Here is a 19,535-nt window from a genome sequence, read left to right on the forward strand (position 1 = left end):
CTCCCCAGGGAGGCGCCGGGACCTTCGCATGAAACACCCCCGTAACCTCAGCGGTGCATTGCCGAAAAAACCGGTCCCCTAGACTGGGTGACCGTTACGGTTTCCACGAAAGGAGCAGTTCAGTGAGCGAACTTAAGTCAAAGGCCGATTGCGAAGCTCTGATAAACCAGGAGGGCGTGGAATATGTCTCAGTCAGGTTCACGGACCTGATCGGGGTCCAGCAGCACTTCACCGTCCCCGCCAGCGAATTCCTCAAAGACGCTTTCACGGACGGCATGGCCTTCGACGGCTCCTCCGTCCAAGGCTTCCAGGCCATCAACGAATCGGATATGAAGCTGATTCCCGATCCAGAGACTGCTTACATGGATCCCTTCCGCCGTCATCGCACCCTGAATGTGGCCTTCTCCATTGTTGACCCGGTGACCGACGAGCCCTACTCGCGCGACCCCCGACAGATTGCCGCCAAGGCGGAGGCCTACCTGCGTTCCACCGGCATCGCCGACACGGCCTCTTTCGCCCCCGAGGCCGAGTTCTTCATCTTCGACAAGGTCCGCTTCGAGAACAGCATGCAGCGCTCCTTCTACGAGGTCGACTCCATCGAGGCTCCTTGGAACTCGGGCGTCGACGTCGAGGAAGACGGCTCCGACAACATCGGCTTCAAGAACCGGGTCAAGAAGGGCTACTTCCCTGTGCCCCCCATCGACCATTACCAGGATCTGCGCGACGACATGGTGGCCAACCTGCAGAAGGTGGGCCTGATTCTGGAGCGCTCCCATCATGAGGTGGGCGGCGCCGGCCAGCAGGAGATCAATTATCGCTTCAACACCCTGCTGCATGCAGGTGACGACCTGATGAAGTACAAGTACGTGGTCCATGAGACCGCTGCCCTGGCCGGCAAGGCGGCCACCTTCATGCCCAAGCCCATCGCCGGGGACAACGGGACCGGCATGCACTGCCACCAGTCCCTCTGGAAGGATGGCAAGCCCCTCTTCTACGACGAGAACGGCTATGGCGGACTTTCCGACATTGCCCGCTGGTATGTGGGCGGCCTGATTGAGCACGCCTCCTCTGTTCTGGCCTTCACCAACCCCTCCACCAACTCCTACAAGCGTCTGGTGCCCGGCTATGAGGCCCCTGTCAACCTGGTCTACTCGGCCCGGAACCGTTCGGCAGCCATCCGCATCCCCCTGGCCGGCACCTCGCCTGCCGCCAAGCGGATCGAGTTCCGCGCCCCCGACCCCTCCTGCAACCCCTTCCTGGCCTTCTCGGCCCAGCTGATGGCAGGACTGGACGGCATTCTCAACCACACCGAGCCCCCGGCCCCCATCGACAAGGACCTCTATGAGCTGCCTCCCGAAGAGCATGCCCAGATCAAGCAGGTGCCCGGCTCCCTGGAGGAGGCTCTGAACGCCTTGGAAGAGGACCACGACTTCCTGAGCGAGGGCGACGTCTTCACCGACGATCTGATCCAGACCTGGTTGGACTTGAAGCGCGGTGAACTGGACCAGACCCGTCTGGCCCCCACACCTCTGGAGTACGAGCTCTACTTCCACATCTGAGTTCGTATGACGACTGACGCTGGCTGACCGGCCAGGTCAGATGGGGCCCGATCCTTCCTGCTGAAGGGTCGGGCCTTTTTGCGTCGTCACAACCATCGGCATCCGCCCATTGATGGCAACACGCCAGCCCCGGCATCCCGGCAGGCGGTCAGGCCAGAATGAGGAGAGGTACGAAAACCGATCCGATGGAGGTGGAAACCGATGCGCTGGCTGCGTGAGTTCATGGAGTTGCCCGTATATCTGCGAGCCATGCTCATCGTGGATCTCATGTGCAACTTCGGCATCGGTCTGGTTATGCCCATCGAACTGCTCTTCGCCACCCATTCCCTGGGTGCCACCATGAGCGAGGCCGCCCTCCTGGTGACCATCAGCTCGGTAGGGTCGCTGATCTCCAACCCCATCATCGGCTGGGTCTCGGATCGTCGCTCCTCCTGGCTGGCCATGCACACGGCCATGATCTTCTCGGTCATCGGCCCCCTGATTTTCACCGTGGCCCACGACTACCGGGCAGCAGTGGCGGGAGCCTTCGTCTCGGGCCTGGGGATGGGCATGCAGACCTCCTGGGCCAGCATTCTGACGCAGATCTCCACCAGGGAGCAGCACCGGATCGTCTACGGCATCAACCAGGCTGAGCTCAACTTGGGCATCGGACTGGGAGCGGCTGTAGGCGGTCTGCTGGCCGCAGGTGGTCAGGACTTCCTCTATCGCATTGGTTTTGGCGGCAGGGCCCTGGGATTCGCCCTGCTCAGCCTGTCCCTGCTGGTCATCGAACGACACTGGCAGCTGCGACGGTTGACGGCTGAGCTCAAGGCCAAGGCAGAACGGGAGGTCGTCCAGGAATCCGCAGAGGCAACCCATGCCCTAAAGGCCAGCCGGGCAGACAGCACAGAAAGCATGACCGCCAACGGCACCTTCGGCGGGCGGACCAGCTCGCTGACCAGGGTGCTGGCCTCCATGGCGTTGCTGACCCTGGGCACCTTCTTCATGGACGTGTTCGGCTACTCCCAGTTCGACGCCGGCTTGGTCACCACCCTGATCTCAGATCCGCACATCCCCCGCTGGTCCCTGTCGGTAGTGGACGTGGTCAACACCTTCTCGGTGGTCATCATGAACATCGTGCTGCTGCCTCGGCTCAAGGACGCCAACCATGTACGCCTGCTGCGTACCGTGCCGGTCTTTTGGGCTGCAGCCTGGGTGATCATCGTCCTGGGTCTGCGCCTGGATTCCACTCCCGGCGCTCTGAGCGTGGCCTCCCTGGGCATCACCATCTTCGGACTGGGCGAGGTCATGATGGGCATCTCCCAGCCGGTGGTGGCCGCTGAGCTGGCCGGGCCATCATTCAGCGGACGTATGTTCGGCCTGCTCAACACGGCCGCCTCCCTGGGCTACATCGTGGGACCCATGTTCGCCTCCTACATCCTGGCCGGACATGAGGTCATTCCCTTCCTGGCTATGTGCGCCATCGGCTTGGTCGTGCTGGCAGTCCCCTGGTTCCTGGCCATCCCTTCGCGGCAGATCACCAGCCAGAAGAGCTCGGCCGCCGTCTAGCCTCAGGCAGAGCACGGCACCGGACTAATAACCTTGTTTTAGAGTCAGTCCTCACCGGCGGCCCGACGAGCATCGCCAGGCTCCGAACCTTCCATCAGGGTCTTGGCCAGATCCACGAATCGCTCGGTCAGCGGCGAATCATCCAGGGAGCCATCTGACCTTAAGACAGCCGGACGGCCGGACTCCCCCGACTCGCGTAGGTCGGTCTGCAGGGGCAACTGCTCCAGCAGAGGCACCTGATACCCCAGATCCCGGGTCAGCTGGTCGGCTACACGCTGGCCGCCTCCCTGACCGAAGATGCGCAGCCGTTCCCCATTGTGTTCGTACCAGGACATATTTTCGATTACACCTTGGACCTTGGTGGGTAGCTGGAGGGCCACCAAACCTGAACGCACGGCCACCTGCGAGGCCGATGGCTGGGGGGTGGTGACCACGATCAGGCGACTGTTGGGCAGGGCCTGGGCCACGGACAGGGCCATGTCCCCGGTGCCTGGGGCCAGATCCAGCAGGAGCACATCAGGGTCGCCCCACCAGACATCAGAGAGGAACTGCTCCAGCGAGCGCTGCAGGCGGGGACCCCTCCAGAGGATGGCCCGGTCCGATCCGGCGAACATACCGATGGATATCAGCTTGACACCCCATGCGGTGACCGGCATCAGCATGCCGTGCAGATTGGTGGGCCGACTGTGTACGCCAAAGAGCCCGGGCAGGGAGAATCCGTAGATGTCCGCATCAATGGCGGCCGTGTCATAGCCCAGGGCAGCCAGCGTGGCCGCCAGGTTGACCGTCACCGAGGACTTGCCCACGCCTCCCTTGCCCGAGGCGATGGCGAAGATGCGGGTACCCACGCCAGGCTTGGAGAAGGGGTTGCTGCGTCGGGCGGCCTTGAGATCGGCCACCAGGTTGTCCAGTTTCTCCCGGCTCATGGAGGAGACATCGATATGGGGGCGCAACCGGGCTCGCGGATAGGAAGTCACGGTCCCATTGATCTGGTTGGTGATGGTGGTCGATAGCGGGCAACCCTTGATGGTCAGCTCCACCCGCACAGTCACCTCATAGTCGGCCTGGGCATCCCTGGCTGGCTCGACAATGATGTCGGTGATCATGCCCAGATCGGTGATGGACCGTCCCAGCTCTGGATCGATGACCCGGCTGAGCCGCTCATAGACCTCCCCCTTGATTCTTCGAGGCAGCTCCTCCAGATTCCGGGTCCCTTCCTTGCGATGCTCTACTTGTTCCATGCCGTCACCATATCGCGACCAGCCATCGGCTGCTAGGGCGCGGCTGGTCGGATATTGCGAATGTCACAATCAACCTTGGGCCGGGTTGGGGTCGCCGGTATCGAGCAGGCGGTGGAAAGCCGCTTCGTCCAGGATGGGCAGGCCCAGACTCTCAGCCTTGTCGGCCTTGGAACCCGGGTTGGCGCCCACCACCACATAGGTGGTCTTCTTGCTGACGGACCCCGAGGCTTTGCCGCCGCGTTCCACGATGGCCTCCTTGGCTGAGTCCCTGGAGAAGTCCTCCAGGCTGCCGGTGACCACCACGGTCATGCCCTTGAGAGTCTGCGGCTTGGTGCTGCGTTCGACATGAGCGCCCACCCCGGCAGCCTGCCAGGCATCCAGGATGCGCCCACGCCAGTCACCTGGCTGCCTGGCGCCCTGGAACCAGTCGTAGATGGAGTGCGCGATCTCGGGGCCCACACCGTCCAGCTCGGACAGGTCCTCTATGCTGGCCTCCTCCACGGCCTTGAGCGAGGGGAAGCGGGTGGCGATGGCCCGGGCCGAGGTCGGTCCCAGATGCCGGATGGACAAGGCCACCAGGACCCTCCACAGATCGGCATGCTTGGCCTTGTCAATCTCTTCAAGCATCTGCAGGGTGTTCCTGGAAGGTTGGGCGTCAGCACTGCCCAGGGCAGCCTCTTGGACCTGTGTCTCATGACTGTTCATGGCCCGCTCGCCCTGGCCCGCCTGGGCACTCTTGGGCAGATTATAGAAGGCTGGCACCCGGTACCAAAGACCGCTGCCGCCAGTCCGGCGCTTGGTTGTTGCACGCCCCTGCCGGCCTTCGACCTCCACCTGCTCCATCAGGGGAACCTCACGCCAGACATAGACCTGGCGCAGGTCCTCCACCTTCAGGTCGAACAGGCCCGCCTCGCTGGTCAGGACCGGATCCTGCCGGGGCGGAAGCTTCAGATCCGGATCCGGCTGGTAGGGGACTGCCTGGCCGCCCTGGTCGACCAGGACCTCACGCAGGCCGGGGGCGTATACCTCAACGGAATCGGGCCGGTTCTCATCGGGGTTGGTCAGGGCTATGGCACTCTGCTCCCCCAGATGCTCAATGTCCAGGGCCTTTCGCGAGGCCATATGGATGATCCGCTCGGTCAACTGGGCCGGGCAGGACTCCACATTTGGGCAGCGGATGTCCACGTCGCCCTCCTTGGCCGGGGCCAAGCGGGCGCCACAGCTGGGGCAGGTCTCGGGCATGACGAAGGGTCTCAGGTCCTTTTCGCGCCCTTTCCTGGCCTCGACGACCGGTCCGACCAGCTCGGGGATCACATCCCCCGCCTTGCGGACCACGACCGTGTCCCCGATCAGAATGCCCTTGCGCTTGACCTCGGAGGCGTTGTGGAGGGTGGTCCTGGAGACCGTGGACCCGGCCACGGTGACCGGAGTGAGAACAGCCACCGGAGTGATTCGCCCGGTCCTGCCCACCTGGACGGTGATGTCCAGAAGCCGAGTATTGACCTCCTCCGGCGGGTACTTGTAGGCCACGGCCCAGCGGGGGGCACGTGAGGTGGCACCCAGCCTGCGCTGGAGATCCCGGTCCTGAAGCTTGACCACGATGCCATCCAAGGCATGCTCGATGTCATTGCGATGCTGGCCGTAATAGTCGATCATGTCCAGGATCTGATCGAAGGAGGTGACGACCCTGTTGTGAGGGGAGACCGGAATCCCCCACTGCTTATAGAGGTCATAGGCCTGGGACTGGTCGATGACCTCGTCGTGGGTCCCCTTGGGATGGGCCGGTCCCCACCTCAGGGAGCCCAGGCCATGAGCGTAGAAGCTCAGACGGCGGCTGGCCGTAATACGTGGGTCCTTTTGTCGAAGGGATCCGGCGGCGGCGTTGCGGGGGTTGGCGAAGGGCGCCTTGCCCTCCCGCTCCTGCTGCTCGTTCAAGGCGTTGAAGTCGTCAAACCGCATGAAGACTTCGCCGCGGACCTCCACGAACTCAGGGATGTCGCCGGACGGACCTGACAGGTTCTGCGGAATGCTTGGAATGGTTCTGACGTTCAGGGTGATGTCCTCACCAGTCACCCCGTCTCCTCTGGTAAGGCCTTGCTCCAGGACTCCATTGCGGTAGAGAAGGTTCAGGGCCAGGCCATCGATCTTGACCTCGCTGGTCATGGGCAGGGCCTTGTCCTGCGGCCAGTCGAGCTCGCTGCGAAGCCCGTCATACCACTGGCGTAGCTCCGAAATGCTGAAGACGTCATCCAGACTGAGCATCTGGGAGGGGTGACGGACGGAGGCGAAGTCGTTGGAGAAGGTCCCTCCGACCCGGTGCGTCGGCGACTGGGGGGTATCCAGGCTGGGGAAGCGGGACTCCAGCTCCTGCAGGCAGCGCATCCTGGCATCATAGGCCGCGTCAGAGGAGACTGGCGCGTCGTCTATGTAGTAGGCGACCTGGTCGGACTCCACCCAGGCGGCCAGCCTGGACCAGAGACGCTGGGCCTGCTGGGCTCCCAAGGAGTCAAGATCCAGTTCCCCCAATCGCATGGCATCAGCATCGTCGGGCTGGAGGGATGCTATCCATCGGTCAGTGCCCGGTCTGGGCCTGGACTCGGCATCCCCACCCGCATCACCGGTTTGCTGAATATCTTCCTGAGCTGTTTTGTCATGCATTGAGCGACCTCATGAACTGTGCCTGTACCACATCAACACCTTCATTATCGTCGTCGTTCATCCTGGCGGCCGCCATTGACAGTGTCCGGGCCGGGACGAAGAGCCCGCCGTCCACACAGATGCGCGCGGCCTGACGCACTATCGAAGCCACCTCGGTGTGAGGCCAGACCGGCAGGCCGTGTTCAGCCAGCACTCGGCGGGCCTGCCTGTGGTCTTCGGGCAGAACCACGCACTGGGAGCGGGCCCTGGCTTGCAGCTCGGCAAGCTCGGTCTTGAGGGCTGGTATCCGGTCGGGACTGATGTGCTCGCTCATCAGATAGGCCGCTGCAGCCACGTCGAACTCGTCGCGCATCCATGAGGCATAGGCCAGACGGTAGTAGGCGAAGGAGGCATCGTCCCGATCCAGAGCCACCCGCAGAGCGTTCAGGGTGGCAGCCCGGGCAGAATCCCAGTCCTCCCGGTTGGCCAGCATGACCGCCAACTTCAGATGAGAGAGCGGGTAGGCGGGAGCATAGGCCACCATGGCGTTCAGATGCTTGAGGGCCGCCTGGTCCTCCTTGAGTTGGGCCAGCAGGTCGGCTATCTCCAGGTGGGCATAGAAGAGGTTGTCAGGAATGAGCAGGGTCCGCTCCCCCGGCGTGGCGAAGAGGCGGTTATAGACCACCCGCTCGGCGTATGAGTTGAAGTAGCGGGGCACCTGACCCTCGGCTGCAAAGACGGCATCCATATGGGCGATGGCATCCTGCTCAACCTGTATGCCCTGGGCTGCGCCGCCGGAGAAGAGCAGGTCGCGGGCTTTGACACGCTCCTTGTCCAGCTGCGAGGACAGTGAGAAGTCGAAGTCGGGAACAGGGGTGCCGTCGATCATGGCGCTGGCAACCTGAGGGGCCAGCTGTTCCAGCTCCGGGTCGCCGATGCTCTGGATGATGCCCGTGGCCGCCTGGGCCTTGGCCGCTGATGTCATGGTACGGTCGGAGGCCAGCTGATGGAAACCGCCTACAGCCCTCTGCAGCAGGTCGGCACGCTGGATGGACAGATTGACGGCCTTATGTGCGCCCAGGGCCTGGGCAGACTTGTCGGCAAAGGCCACCTCGGAAAACTCGGGCTCCTCCTGGCTGCCATGGGGGCTGAAGCGGTCATCGTGCATGTCGAAGACAGCCTCGGTGGGCTTGAGCCCGCCCTGGGGATCCACCTGCATGGCCGCATCGAAGAAACGGTAGATGGCACGTGGATCTTTCAGACCCTGTGAACGGATGCGGGAGAGGAAGAGCTCCCTGCTGAAGACCACCGAGACCAGGGTACGGATGGTCGGATTGCTCTGCAGGGCGCTGAGCGGATTCTGGGATGCGTCGTCGCCAGTCTGATCTGTGGAGGCATCTTCATTCGGGACATCCTCCTTCGATGCATCCCCATTGGCTGACGAAGGCGGCGCAAAGGTGGCAGAGTCAAGGTCCACGCCCTGCATGAGATCCTTGAACTCGCGGTCCACGGATTCCTTTTCGCCCTGATCCTCGGCCTTGTCCTCCCCGTCTTCCTGTTGTTGCTCAGGAGCCATTCGGGAGGCAATGGGCTTGGTGGGATCGCCATGCACGTCACCATCCTTGGGATCAGCCTTGGACCCTGTAGGGGCCACCTCGCCTGAACGCATGCGCTCAAAGGCCTCCAAGGCCTGCCCCATCATGGTCCTGATGGCCGAGTTCTGCTGGTCGACAGCCTCTTCCAGACCGATGGAGTCGATCTGCAGGCTGACCTCGCGCACGGACGGATCCGCCCCGAAGGCCAGTGCGGCCATCATCAGCCCGACGCGCAGGTTGTAGTCGGCGCTCATGGCGGAACGCTCGCCCTCGTCCAAGTCCCGCCAGGCCCGCGACTGGTCCTCATAGCGGCTGGAGGGCATCATGGTGCGCCCTGCCGCGGTGAAGGCCAGAGCTACCTGTCCCTGGGCAAGATTGGACCTGAACTCCACGTCGAAGCGGAAGGGCAATCGAAGGGATCGTATCAGCATGGCCATCGTCTGCCGGTAGACCCACTCGGATCGCACCGGCTCCTGGCCCTGGCCGTCCGCTCGCACGGGCAGCGCCTGGGGAGCCTGTTGACGGACCATGACAGCAGTGGCTGCGGCCTTGTCGACCATGGCATTGATAGCAGTTCGGCCGTCATCCTCCAGGGGATCGAAGCGAATCGGATAGTCTCCCGGGCGCAGCAGGGCGACGATGGCAGGATCCTCCAATAGGGCCTGGTCCAGCCGCGTTGCCTGGACGCGATTGATCGAGTCCTCGGTGGGTAGCGTTCCCAGACGGGCATTGCGCTCCAGCCAGGCGCTGACTGCGGCGAATCTGTTGAGGTTGCCCTCGATACGCAGTGCCGCAAGGGCGGCAGTGAACTCCAGTCCGTTGTCCCAGCTTAAAAAGTAGGCGCCGGAGTATGAGGAAGCGTACAGATGCAGGGGCTCCGCCCCATGGACGGCCTCAAGGCCTGAGACGGGCGATAGAGCACCGGCCTCACGCATCAGGTCGGCGAACAGATCCTCCAGTCCGGAGACCCGCTGTCCGTGGGAGCGTGCCTGGATCATGTCGCCCACGCTACGTCGGATGGCTCCCATAGGCGCCTCCCGGTTGAGCCGGTAGAAGATATTGCCCGAGCCGAATCCGGTGAAGGTTCCCTGGATGCGCGGCAATAGGTAAGCAGCGAAGAAGGCGATGGCCACAGCATCCCGATACTCCAGATCCAGGCGCATCTCAGGAGGCAGGAGGGGACGCAGCTGCTCCAGACAATAGCGACCATCGGCTCGCAGCCAGGAGGCCAACCAACGCATGTGGCCGGCATCATCACGGCCTGCTACGGCACCCTGCAGGGCATGGACCGGTCCCGAATCCTGACCCGGATCGCGGCCCAACCGACGACCGTCGGCCAGGGTCACCTCCTCCTCCCGACCCAGCAAGAAGGCAGGCTCCATGTTCTGAAGGTCCATCCGGCTCTGCTCGCCGATGAAGACCCGGCCATGGTCGTCGGCCAGAGCGATCTGGGCAAAGTGACGGCGATCGGTAAAGATGCCCAACGCGAAGCCCCGGCCCGGGGCATCGGGCCACTGGACCCAGCCCAGCGTCAGTCCCTCGGGCACGCCCTGCAGGCGGGGAAAGAGCCGACGCTTGACAGCGATACCCAGAATACGGCTGTGAGAAGCCAGGAATTCGCGCATCTGCCGATCATCCGGATGGCCTCCCGTCCGGTTGATTAGATCGACCATGTCGGCCACCGAAGAATCCAGGGGATGATCCCCACGACCCCCTCTGGTCGGCCGAGAGGAGCCCACCAATCCCTCCAGTGCGGAAAGAATGGAACGGCCCAGGCCGGACAGATCACCGAAACCCCGGGACTTCTTCGCGTTCTTGGACATACCTCTGATTGTCCCAATCCAGCCAGACATGTCGCCGTTAGAATAAAACCGTGATGACTCTGCCAGCCCTGCGACGACCCACCCCGGCCAGGGGCACGACCATTCGCCTGCTGGTAGCACTTGTTGTGGTGCTCATCCTCGAACTGGGAGTATTCAATCTGGCCCATTGGCAGTCGCTGATGGGCTCCACATCAAACTCTCCGGCACAGACTACGGCCGATGCCCACTCCCCACTAAGTCGGCTGGGACCAGGGCTGTCCCCTCTGCCGGGCGGGGGACTGAAAGTCACCGATCCGGCTGGCGCCTGGGTGGATGTCCCTGTCGTCGATGGACAGGCATCCTTTGTTCAGGCCCATATGGCAGAGGATGTCGAGGGTTCATTCCTGTCGCAGATCCATGTACGTCTGGACCAGCGCCCGGCCGGCGGCAAGGGATGGATCCAGGGCACCCGAGGGCTGATCTGCCCCGGTCAGGCCCGTAGCCACTACCTGCGCATCCGCGGAAAACCCAGTGGCGCCCGGATACAGGCCATGCGCCTGTGGATACAGGAGCCCATCGGTTCCCGGCTGGAACTGACAGGAGTGACCCCAGCCAAGGTGGTCCCCCTGGATTTCAACTTGGCGCGGATACTGATGCTGACCTGTCTGGCGGCACTGATCCTGGGCTACCTGCCCGGCTCGATCCTCTGGCGGACCCGGCTGGATACGCGCTCAGTGAGCCAACGTCTGGTTCTGGCCCTGATTCTGGCCCCACTGGCAGCCTGGTCCTGCTGGAACATCCAGCATGATCTGTCCACCTTCACCCCCATGGCCTACCACCAGCCGCATGCCTACGTCTACGACTTCAACCAGTACGATCACGTGGCCCAGGCCCTTCTTCATGGACGACCCTGGCTGGATCTGGGCCAGGCGCCGGGTCTGGCCAAAGCAGCCAACCCCTTTGACATACCCACCCGCAACGCACTGCTGGCCCAGGACCAACAACCCATATATTGGGATTACGTCTACCGGGGCGGCCACTGGTACTCCTACTTCGGTGTCCTGCCGGTGCTGCTGCTCTTCCTGCCCTATCGAGTGATAACCAGCCTGGTGCATCCAGGCGGCTATGCCCTGCCCACCAGTTCGGCTGCAGCCCTACTGGTTGCGGCGGCCACTGTCATGACGACTCTGGCCACCATCCGCCTGCTGGCCCGCTGGTTCCCTCGGGTCAACTTGGCCGTGGTCGGCATGGCCCTTATGACCATGCTAGGAGGATCCGGCATGGTCTACCTCTGGTGCCGCCGGAACTTCTATACGATTCCCTTCGATGCCTCCTTGCTGGCCGTTATGACCGGACTCTGGCTCTGGATGGGGGCCAGACGGGTCCAGCGACAGACTGCAGACGCTGCTGAACATCCGAGTCATCGGTCAACACGTATGTGGACCATAGAAGACGGGGACCACTCCTGGCATCTGTCCCGAACCCGGCTCTTTTGGGGATCGCTGTCAGTGGCTGCCACCCTGGGTTGCCGACCCACCTTCCTGGCCGCCGGTCTGTTGGCACTACCCCTATTTGCCCGGGAAATAAAGGCAGTGTTCAGTACTCTGTTCACGCGTGGAAGCCATCCTGAGGGCCTGTCCCGGGGGCGGGCGCTATCCCTGCTGGTCTGCGGCCTCTTGCCAGTCCTCCTGGTGGCCGCCCCCCTGCTCTGGTACAACCGATGGCGCTTCGGATCCCTGTTGGACTTCGGCAACCGGTATCAGATGACCGTCCTGGATCTGACCAACTATCATCCCGGCACCCAAGGCTTGCTTCAGATCTTTGGCTACTACCTGTTGCAGCCGTTGACCAGTCTGCCGATCTTCCCCTACCTGCAATTCTCCCCCGCTCCCATGCGGGTCTGGCACTTCACCGAACCTGGCCTGGGAGGGCTCCTGGTCACCGCCCCGTTACTATTGCTGGCCATCGCCCTTATCGCCCTGCCCCGAGTGCGAAAAGATCTGCAGCGCCGGGAATGGATGCCCACCTTGATCCTGGCCCTGGCCCTGGCGGCCTTGGTCATGGCCGCGGACTCCTATATTGGCGGATTTTCAGTGCGCTATACCATTGATTTCGCCTGGCTGATCTGCCTGGCCGCCGTGGTGGTCATGGCCGCTGCATCCTCAATATACGAAGATGGCCGCTCCACAGAGGGAGCGGCCATCATGAGCCTGCTGACACTGGCCTGTCTGGCTGGCCTGGTCCTGACCTTGGCCAACGCCATGGTCCTGCTGGAGCACTTCGACTCCAGTCAGGCCATGAATGTGGCCGTCTGGTTCCTAGGACCCTGAGCCCAACCTACTACAGTATCAGGAGTCCAGGCCCTGCTGTTTGAGGGCCTCGTGATACCGGTCGACCATGTCGGCCACGATGCCATTGCCATCGCCACCCGACAGGGTGATGACCGAGGCCAGAGGCATGGTGTCGAAAAGCTGGGCCGTATTGGGATCGTCAGGCAGCGGTATACCATCCTGCTCGATACGATCGCGCAGGATGGGCCCGCCAATCGAATTCTCGCGCCACTCAGCCATGGTCGATTCGGCATTCAAGGGAATGAACCTACCGTCGCCGTCCACCTGCAGATCCTGCTCCGCAACCAGATCACGGCTGGAAGTGCCTACCTGGATGCGGTAGGTGCCCTCCTCCACATGCCAGGTATCCATGGCCGTGGACCAGTAGGCAAAGTCACGCTCGGTCAGGTCCATGCCCACCCGGCGGGACTGCCCGGCCTTCAGGAAGACCTTGGTGAAGGCCTTGAGCTCATGGCTGGGCCGGTTCACCCGGCTGGCGCAGGGGGCCACATAGACCTGCACGGTCTGAGCGCCATCCACCTGCGAGGTGTTGGTCACCGTCACCTCCACCCGAGCCGAGTTGGCTCCGGTCTTGGTCACTGCAACCTGATCCAGATCGAAGTCTGCGTAGGACAGCCCGAAGCCGAAGGGGAAGGCCACCGGACGCTGGAAGGTGTCGTAATAGCGGTAGCCCACGTAGACGCCCTCGCCATAACGGGAGTGTCCCTCCTCGCCAGGGAAGGAGGTGATGGTGGGGTTGTCCTCCAACCGGACCGGAATGGTTTCAGGCAGATGGCCTGAGGGATTGGCGGCACCGGTGAGCACATCCACCACGGCACGTCCGCCCTCCTGGCCCAGCAGCCAGGTCTCCAGCAGACCCTTGGTCTTATCCATCCAGTCGGCAACAGCCACCACGGCACCATTGGAGAGGACGACGACCACACGATCGTTGACCTCGGAGACAGCCTTGAGCAGAGCCACCTGCTTGTCGGGAAGATCCATGCTGGTGCGGTCAAAGCCCTCGGACTCGGCATCTTCAGGCAACCCCAGGAAGAGCACCACAGTGTCGGCTCCGCGCGCAACCTCAAGCGCCTGCTGGGTCAGAGCCGGATCCTGCTCCTTGTCGTCAAACGTGAACCCGGGCGCGAAGTCCACATTCATTCCGGCCTCTTTGAAGCCATCCAGCGCTGAAGAGACCTCGGTGGGTGTGATGTGCGAGGAGCCTCCGCCCTGGTAGCGCGGAGTCCGGGCGAATTCGCCGATAACGGCGACCTTCTTCTGGTGGTCAAGAGGAAGAATCCGATCCTCGTTGCGCAAGAGGACGATGGACTCCTGAGCCGCTCGACGAGCCATGTCGTTGTGCGCCTGAACATCGTAGCGATACCCCTGCTGCGACATGGCTGGACGAGCCTTGTCGATCAGGTCCAGGATCCCCTGGGCCATCCTATCCAATTGCTCCTTGTCCAACTTGCCAGCCTGCACGGCCTGAACCACCTGGTCGTCAGTGTGGGAGGGCGGCATCTCCAGATTGAGCCCGGCCTGCAGGGCATTGACCCTGTTGTGGACGGCCCCCCAGTCGGACATGACCATGCCCTGGTAGCCCCACTCGCCGCGCAGCACGTCCGTCAACAGCCAGCGGTTCTCCGAGCTGAAGACCCCGTTGAGCTTGTTGTAAGCGCACATGATGGTCCAGGGCTTGGCATTCCTGACCACGTATTCAAAGGCCGGTAGATAGATCTCGCGCAAGGTGCGCTCGTCCACGTCAGAGCTGACCCTGAGCCTGTCGGTCTCCTGGTTGTTGGCTGCAAAGTGTTTCAGAGAGGTGCCCACGCCCCTGGACTGGACCCCTTCGACCAGACCAGCGGCTTCATGCCCAGCCAGGACCGGATCCTCCGAGTAAAACTCGAAGTTGCGGCCGCCCAGCGGGCTGCGCTTGATGTTGATGCCGGGGCCCAGAATCACGGCCACCCTCTCCTGGATGCACTCCTCGCCCATGGCCTGGCCCACCTGGTAGGTCAGATCAGGATTCCATGAGGAGGCCAACCCAGCGGTCGGAGGGAAGCAGGTGGCCGGAACCGATCCGTAGACGTCGGAGCCAGTGGCCTTGCGCAGGCCGTAGGGGCCATCGGTGATCATATAGCCTTCATAGCCCTTGTCGGGAAGTCCCTGCAGATGCCAGGAGTCGGATCCCGAGGTCAGCGAGGCCTCCTCTTGCAGATCCAAATCCTTGGCTTTGGTATGCGATTTTTCCGTCATGTCTATTTTCCTTTCGGATTCGATTGGCCGGGCCGCTGCTCAGCACAGGTCCGGGTTACAGGTTTTCAGACTCACTTGACCTTGCGGATCATCATGATGAAGAAGGTCCCCGCCAGCAGGCAGACGATGGCAACGGGGAAGATCATCCTGTAGCCGCCAAAGATACCGATGACCAGGGTGGTGCACCCGGGGGCGATCACCTGGCCTATGGTATTGGCTAGGTTGAGGATGCCCAGGTCCTTGCCGGCCTCCTTGGCATTCGGCAGCACATCCACATTCAGCGCCTGGTCCACTGACATATAGCAACCGTTGCCGATTCCAGCCAAGGCGGCATAAATGTACATGCCCGTTGCGGTCGGCATCAGGAAGGGGAAAACCATCCCGAGAGCAATGATCAGACAGCTGATGGCCACAATCACTTTCCGCTTCTGCAGGAAGTCCGAGAGAGGGCCTGAGACCACAGCGGCCAGAATGGTGGTGATTACCGAGAGCAGAGCCATGATCTTGAGTGTGGATGCAGCCTGGTCATCACTCAAACGGCAGTACTTCTGCAGAATGTAGAGTTGGTAGCCCTGGATCATGTAACATCCGACGATGAAAGTGAACCTGCCCAGAAGCGCCATGTAGAAGTCCCGGCTGTTCTTGGTGGGCGGTATGAAGGACCGGCCGACGTCAGCCCAAGTCCGTTCCACGACTGTGTTTGCAGCTGACTTCTCGCGCGGCCAGATCAGCACGGTGAGGATTCCGGAGAAGAGGAAGATGATCATGCCGACTATCAGGCCCGTGCGGATGTTGGCTATGAACGAGCTGCCGATGATGTTTCCCAGTTGCTGGCCGACCACCTGGCTGGCACCATACAGAGCCGAATAAGTTCCCCTGGTCGATTCGGGAATCCTGTCTGAGAGAACCGCCACAGCCGGGGCTATCAGGCAGTTGATGCCCACCTGGACGATGCACCAGCCAAAGATGATCATGAAAAGGGTATGCGACTGGATGATCATCAGAAAACCGAGGGCACCGATAATACCGCCCAGCACGATCCAGGGGGTGCGCTTGCCGACGCGGAACCTGGACATATCCGAGAGAGCGCCGAAAACAACGTTGGCCACCAAGGCGAATACGCAGCCAATCGAATTCATCGTCCCTAGGGCCGCTTCGGCGCTGACCCCGTGCAGGGTATTGAAGATCTGAGGCAGAAGAACGCCTGAACCCATGGAAAAGGGCGCGGCCCAGAGCAGGGATACCAGGGCGAACCCAATGGCGAAACGGACCTTCTCCTTGCTGTTGAGCTTTCTGCCAGTATCCGGAGCCAGGCTCGTATCCACGTCTTGGTCTGCGACGGCACCTCCGGTCTCATCTACAGAGGCCATGGCTTTGATGTCCTCTCCGACTCGAGCACCAACCCCCTCTGCCGGGTCTTCCCTTCGATCCTTGTTTCCGTTCCCCATCGTTACTGCTCCTTCGTGTGCAACATTGCAATCAGTGGCTCATCATTGAGCCCCACCAATCTCCCCCTTCCATGACGGGTGATTATTCCGCACTTATTATCGGAGCAAACCAGGCAAGAGGAGGGTTTTCATCACAACATTTCTTCAATAGCTGAGACGGCTGAGTCCGCATTTCGGCGCAATTCCAAGGTTTCCGGCAGGAGTGACAGGGCCAGATATCCGTTGCCTGGCATGTCGAAAAAGTATCCGGGCTGGCCAGTCAACCCGTAGGATCCAATCAGACGGAGAATCAATTCCTCCTCGTCAATGACCTCGGGGAAGCGCAACAGAACGTTCCAGCCCCCCTCTGGCCTGAGCAGAGAGACACAGGACTCCTTTTGGCCCAATAGATGTCTAAGAGTTTCAAGATTGCGCCTGACACGCTGCCCCACTCGGCTGGTCTGACTGGGAATACTTGCCAGCATGGATTCCATATCCTTGGTGATCAGCAGACTCATGGGCAGATAATCGTCGGCTATCAGGTCAAGATGGCGCTTCGCCTCGACAACCTGGTCGGCTGGCCCGGAAACCTGGATCCAGCCCACCTTGGCGTGGGGAGCTGCCAGGCTCTTTGAGAACCCGTCCAAGGCGAAGGTCAGCACCCGATCCTCGCCAGCCAACCGGGCACGACCCGGCAGAGGATCCAGAGGATAGTCGAAAAAGACCTCGTCCGCTATGATGGCCACCCCATGCCCTTGGCAGAGATCCAGCAGTGACTGGCGTTCTTCAGGATGAATGTAGGAGCCCGTGGGATTGTTGGGGTTGATGAGGACCAGGGCACGGATACGGTCGCCATCCGGTCCCTCCAAGGCCTGCCTGACCGTGGCCAGGTCAAGGACCCAGGATCCGTCGTAAGACAGGCGGTATGGGATTGTCCGAACGCACTCCAGTCCGGCGATGGATTCTATGAGAGGATATCCAGGCCTGGGCTCCAGAATGGCGTCACCCGGGTCGCAGAGAAGCTTCATCAGCCAGGAATAAGCCTGGGATGTGGAGGAGAGCAGGTAGAGGTCATCGGGATTGACCGCTGCGGCGCCCTCATTCTCATCCAATTCTTGACGCCTGGTCAGAAACTCAGCCAGGGCCTGACGGGCCTTACGAGGCCCCTTGGGTTCAGCCTCATAGACTTGGGGCAGGAATGACGGGGCCAGCCCGAAGCGGGTGGGGTTGGAATCATTCAGCCTGCCCAGCTTGAGACCCTGGGAGCGCGCTTCCGACTCGGCCAGAGCAATGCGATTGGGGCGGTCAGACCCTGTACGGTGAGAAAAATGCACGGTTTCTCAGCTCCTCATCCGATCCAGCAATGGCCAGAACGCCCCAAACAGGTTGGGGTTGGTCGCAGGAAAAGCCCCGCTTCACCCCAGGTGCTTTTGCCGAAGATCAGCCAGATAGGCGGCACCCACAATGCCAGCCTGATTGCGCAGCTTGGCAGCCACGATGGGGGTCTTGATGTCGATGTGAGGCAGGAACTTCTCACTCATCCGACTGACACCGCCGCCGACGACGAAGAAATCAGGATTGAAGTAGTGCTCGAGCAGTCGATAGTACTTGGTCAGACGGTTGGCCCACTTCTTATAGCTCAGCTTCTTGCGGTCACGCACCGAAGAGGCTGCGTACTTCTCTGCATCCTTGCCGTCCAGCGTCAGGTGGCCCAGCTCGCTGTTGGGGATCAGAACGCCGTTGTATATCAGAGCCGTGCCGATGCCGGTGCCCAGTGTAGTGGCGATGACCAGACCCTTCTGCCCCTTGGCCGCCCCATACTGCACCTCGGCAAGCCCGGCTGCATCCGCGTCGTTGACAACGCTGACGGGCCTACCACAAGCCTTTGAAAGAACCTCCTGAACATTGGTGCCCACCCAGGCCTGGTCCAGGTTGGCCATGAAATCGAGCGGCTTATCAGGCTTGACAGGAGCTGGGAAGGCGATGCCTACAGGCACGTCCGAGGAAACCTCGAAGCGATCCAGGAGCTCTTTGACGACAACACCCACAGCCTCCGGCGTGGAGTGCTCAGGAGTGAGAATTTTCTTGCGAGGCTCGGCAAAATCACCGATCGTCAGGTCAACAGGGGCAGCCTTGATACCGGATCCACCTATATCCACTCCGAAAGCCTGCGCTGTTTCAATCATTGCTGCTCCTTAGCTGATCAAAGATGAGGGTCCGAACCGGCACGGTAGTGATTGTACCCCAAGGCATGCCTCTACAGCCCTTGGGAGCGGTATAAGCCAGACCAAGCGCGGCCCTTCCACTTGGCTTCTGCCACTACCTGCAGGAAGAATAATTGAGTGGGATAATGAGATTATGACCGAACATACACAGCTCATCGACGCAGTCAACGTGCGCATCACCACCAGAGAATACGACCCCAAGCCCATCGATCCCGACCTGGCCAGACAGCTGGGCAGCACCCTGAACGCTCTGAACACGTTGAGCGGTCTGGACATGCAGCTGGTCCTGGGCAAACCTGATGCCTTCGCGGCCGACAACGCTTCCGGCCACCTGGCCAATGCGGCCAACTACCTGGCCCTGGTCGGACCCAAGGATGATCAGGAGAGCCTGGAGAAAGCCGGCTTTTACGGCGAGCGCATGGTCCTTGCCGCCACCCTGTACGGACTGGGGACAGGATGGGTGTCGGGCAGCTGGGACCGTCAGGCAGCCGAGCGCCACTGCCGGATCACCCCCAGTCAGTCGCTCTACCTGGTAGTCACCATCGGCTATCCGGCCGACCAGATCGGCTACGGCAACCAGGACTTCGCCATGCTTTGCCAACGTCAAGCCGAACATCGAACATCCAAGAGCTATGAGGAACTGACCTCAGCCATGAGCGCGCAGGACCGCCAGGATGCACCGGAATGGTTCAAGTCCGGCGTTGCAGCTGCCGCCAAGGCACCTTCGGCCATGAACGGACAGCCCGTGGTTTTCGCCTGGGACAAGGACTCAGGCGATGCGATCGCCACTTTGGATCCCTCGGTCGCCTACAGATCCGCAGTCGATCTGGGCATAGCCAAAATGAACTTCCAGATTGGCGCCGGCGGGGGCACTTGGACCTGGGGCGAGGGAGGCCGTTTCATCAGGTCCTGACC

The 19,535-nt window shown here is 61.8% G+C and carries 11 protein-coding genes; 4 read left to right on the top strand and 7 right to left on the bottom strand.

Annotated elements, in window-relative coordinates; all coding sequences use genetic code 11:
• Nucleotides 1-122 precede the first annotated feature (122 nt).
• Together glnA and LPC22_RS00890 are read left to right on the top strand one after the other, a co-directional pair.
• Nucleotides 123-1,559, top strand: coding sequence for a type I glutamate--ammonia ligase (gene glnA, locus LPC22_RS00885; protein ID WP_024626535.1), 1,437 nt, complete (start codon nt 123-125; stop codon nt 1,557-1,559).
• Between the two features lie 201 nt (nt 1,560-1,760).
• Nucleotides 1,761-3,107: an MFS transporter gene (locus LPC22_RS00890; RefSeq protein WP_229131686.1), complete on the top strand. Its 1,347-nt coding sequence runs from the start codon at nt 1,761-1,763 to the stop codon at nt 3,105-3,107.
• 44 nt (nt 3,108-3,151) lie between these two features.
• Here the strand turns inward: LPC22_RS00890 and LPC22_RS00895 are convergent, their stop codons facing one another.
• The 3 genes from LPC22_RS00895 to LPC22_RS00905 all read right to left on the bottom strand — a co-directional run bounded on the left by LPC22_RS00895 (nt 3,152) and on the right by LPC22_RS00905 (nt 10,403).
• On the bottom strand, nt 3,152-4,348 hold the full coding sequence (locus tag LPC22_RS00895; protein ID WP_121914236.1) for an Mrp/NBP35 family ATP-binding protein: 1,197 nt from the start codon (nt 4,346-4,348) through the stop codon (nt 3,152-3,154).
• Between the two features lie 69 nt (nt 4,349-4,417).
• The gene (ligA, locus tag LPC22_RS00900) at nt 4,418-7,006 is read right to left on the bottom strand and encodes an NAD-dependent DNA ligase LigA (protein ID WP_229131687.1); all 2,589 of its coding nucleotides are present in this window, start codon (nt 7,004-7,006) and stop codon (nt 4,418-4,420) included.
• On the bottom strand, nt 6,999-10,403 hold the full coding sequence (locus tag LPC22_RS00905) for a tetratricopeptide repeat protein (protein WP_229131688.1): 3,405 nt from the start codon (nt 10,401-10,403) through the stop codon (nt 6,999-7,001). Before LPC22_RS00905 ends, ligA begins: the two co-directional genes overlap by 8 nt.
• Nucleotides 10,404-10,453: 50 nt before the next feature.
• Between LPC22_RS00905 and LPC22_RS00910 the strand changes: the two genes are divergently transcribed.
• Nucleotides 10,454-12,712: a hypothetical protein gene (locus LPC22_RS00910; protein WP_229131689.1), complete on the top strand. Its 2,259-nt coding sequence runs from the start codon at nt 10,454-10,456 to the stop codon at nt 12,710-12,712.
• An 18-nt stretch (nt 12,713-12,730) separates the two neighbouring features.
• Here the strand turns inward: LPC22_RS00910 and LPC22_RS00915 are convergent, their stop codons facing one another.
• The 4 genes from LPC22_RS00915 to ppgK all read right to left on the bottom strand — a co-directional run bounded on the left by LPC22_RS00915 (nt 12,731) and on the right by ppgK (nt 18,581).
• Nucleotides 12,731-14,968 (bottom strand): exo-alpha-(1->6)-L-arabinopyranosidase, encoded by a 2,238-nt coding sequence (locus LPC22_RS00915; protein WP_229131690.1) that lies wholly within the window; start codon nt 14,966-14,968, stop codon nt 12,731-12,733.
• 71 nt (nt 14,969-15,039) lie between these two features.
• Nucleotides 15,040-16,416, bottom strand: coding sequence for an MFS transporter (locus tag LPC22_RS00920; protein WP_229131691.1), 1,377 nt, complete (start codon nt 16,414-16,416; stop codon nt 15,040-15,042).
• 131 nt (nt 16,417-16,547) lie between these two features.
• Entirely contained in the window at nt 16,548-17,729 is a 1,182-nt protein-coding gene (locus LPC22_RS00925; protein ID WP_229131692.1) for a pyridoxal phosphate-dependent aminotransferase, read from the bottom strand.
• Nucleotides 17,730-17,810: 81 nt separating this feature from the next.
• Nucleotides 17,811-18,581, bottom strand: coding sequence for a polyphosphate--glucose phosphotransferase (gene ppgK / locus LPC22_RS00930; RefSeq protein WP_024626544.1), 771 nt, complete (start codon nt 18,579-18,581; stop codon nt 17,811-17,813).
• 172 nt (nt 18,582-18,753) lie between these two features.
• Here ppgK and LPC22_RS00935 point away from each other — a divergent pair, with 172 nt between their 5' ends.
• Complete coding sequence (locus tag LPC22_RS00935) at nt 18,754-19,533, top strand: nitroreductase family protein (RefSeq protein ID WP_229131693.1); 780 nt, start codon at nt 18,754-18,756, stop codon at nt 19,531-19,533.
• Nucleotides 19,534-19,535 lie beyond the last annotated feature (2 nt).

This window comes from Bifidobacterium mizhiense (genome assembly GCF_020884755.1).
In the GTDB taxonomy this organism is placed as follows: Bacteria; Actinomycetota; Actinomycetes; order Actinomycetales; family Bifidobacteriaceae; genus Bombiscardovia; species Bombiscardovia mizhiensis.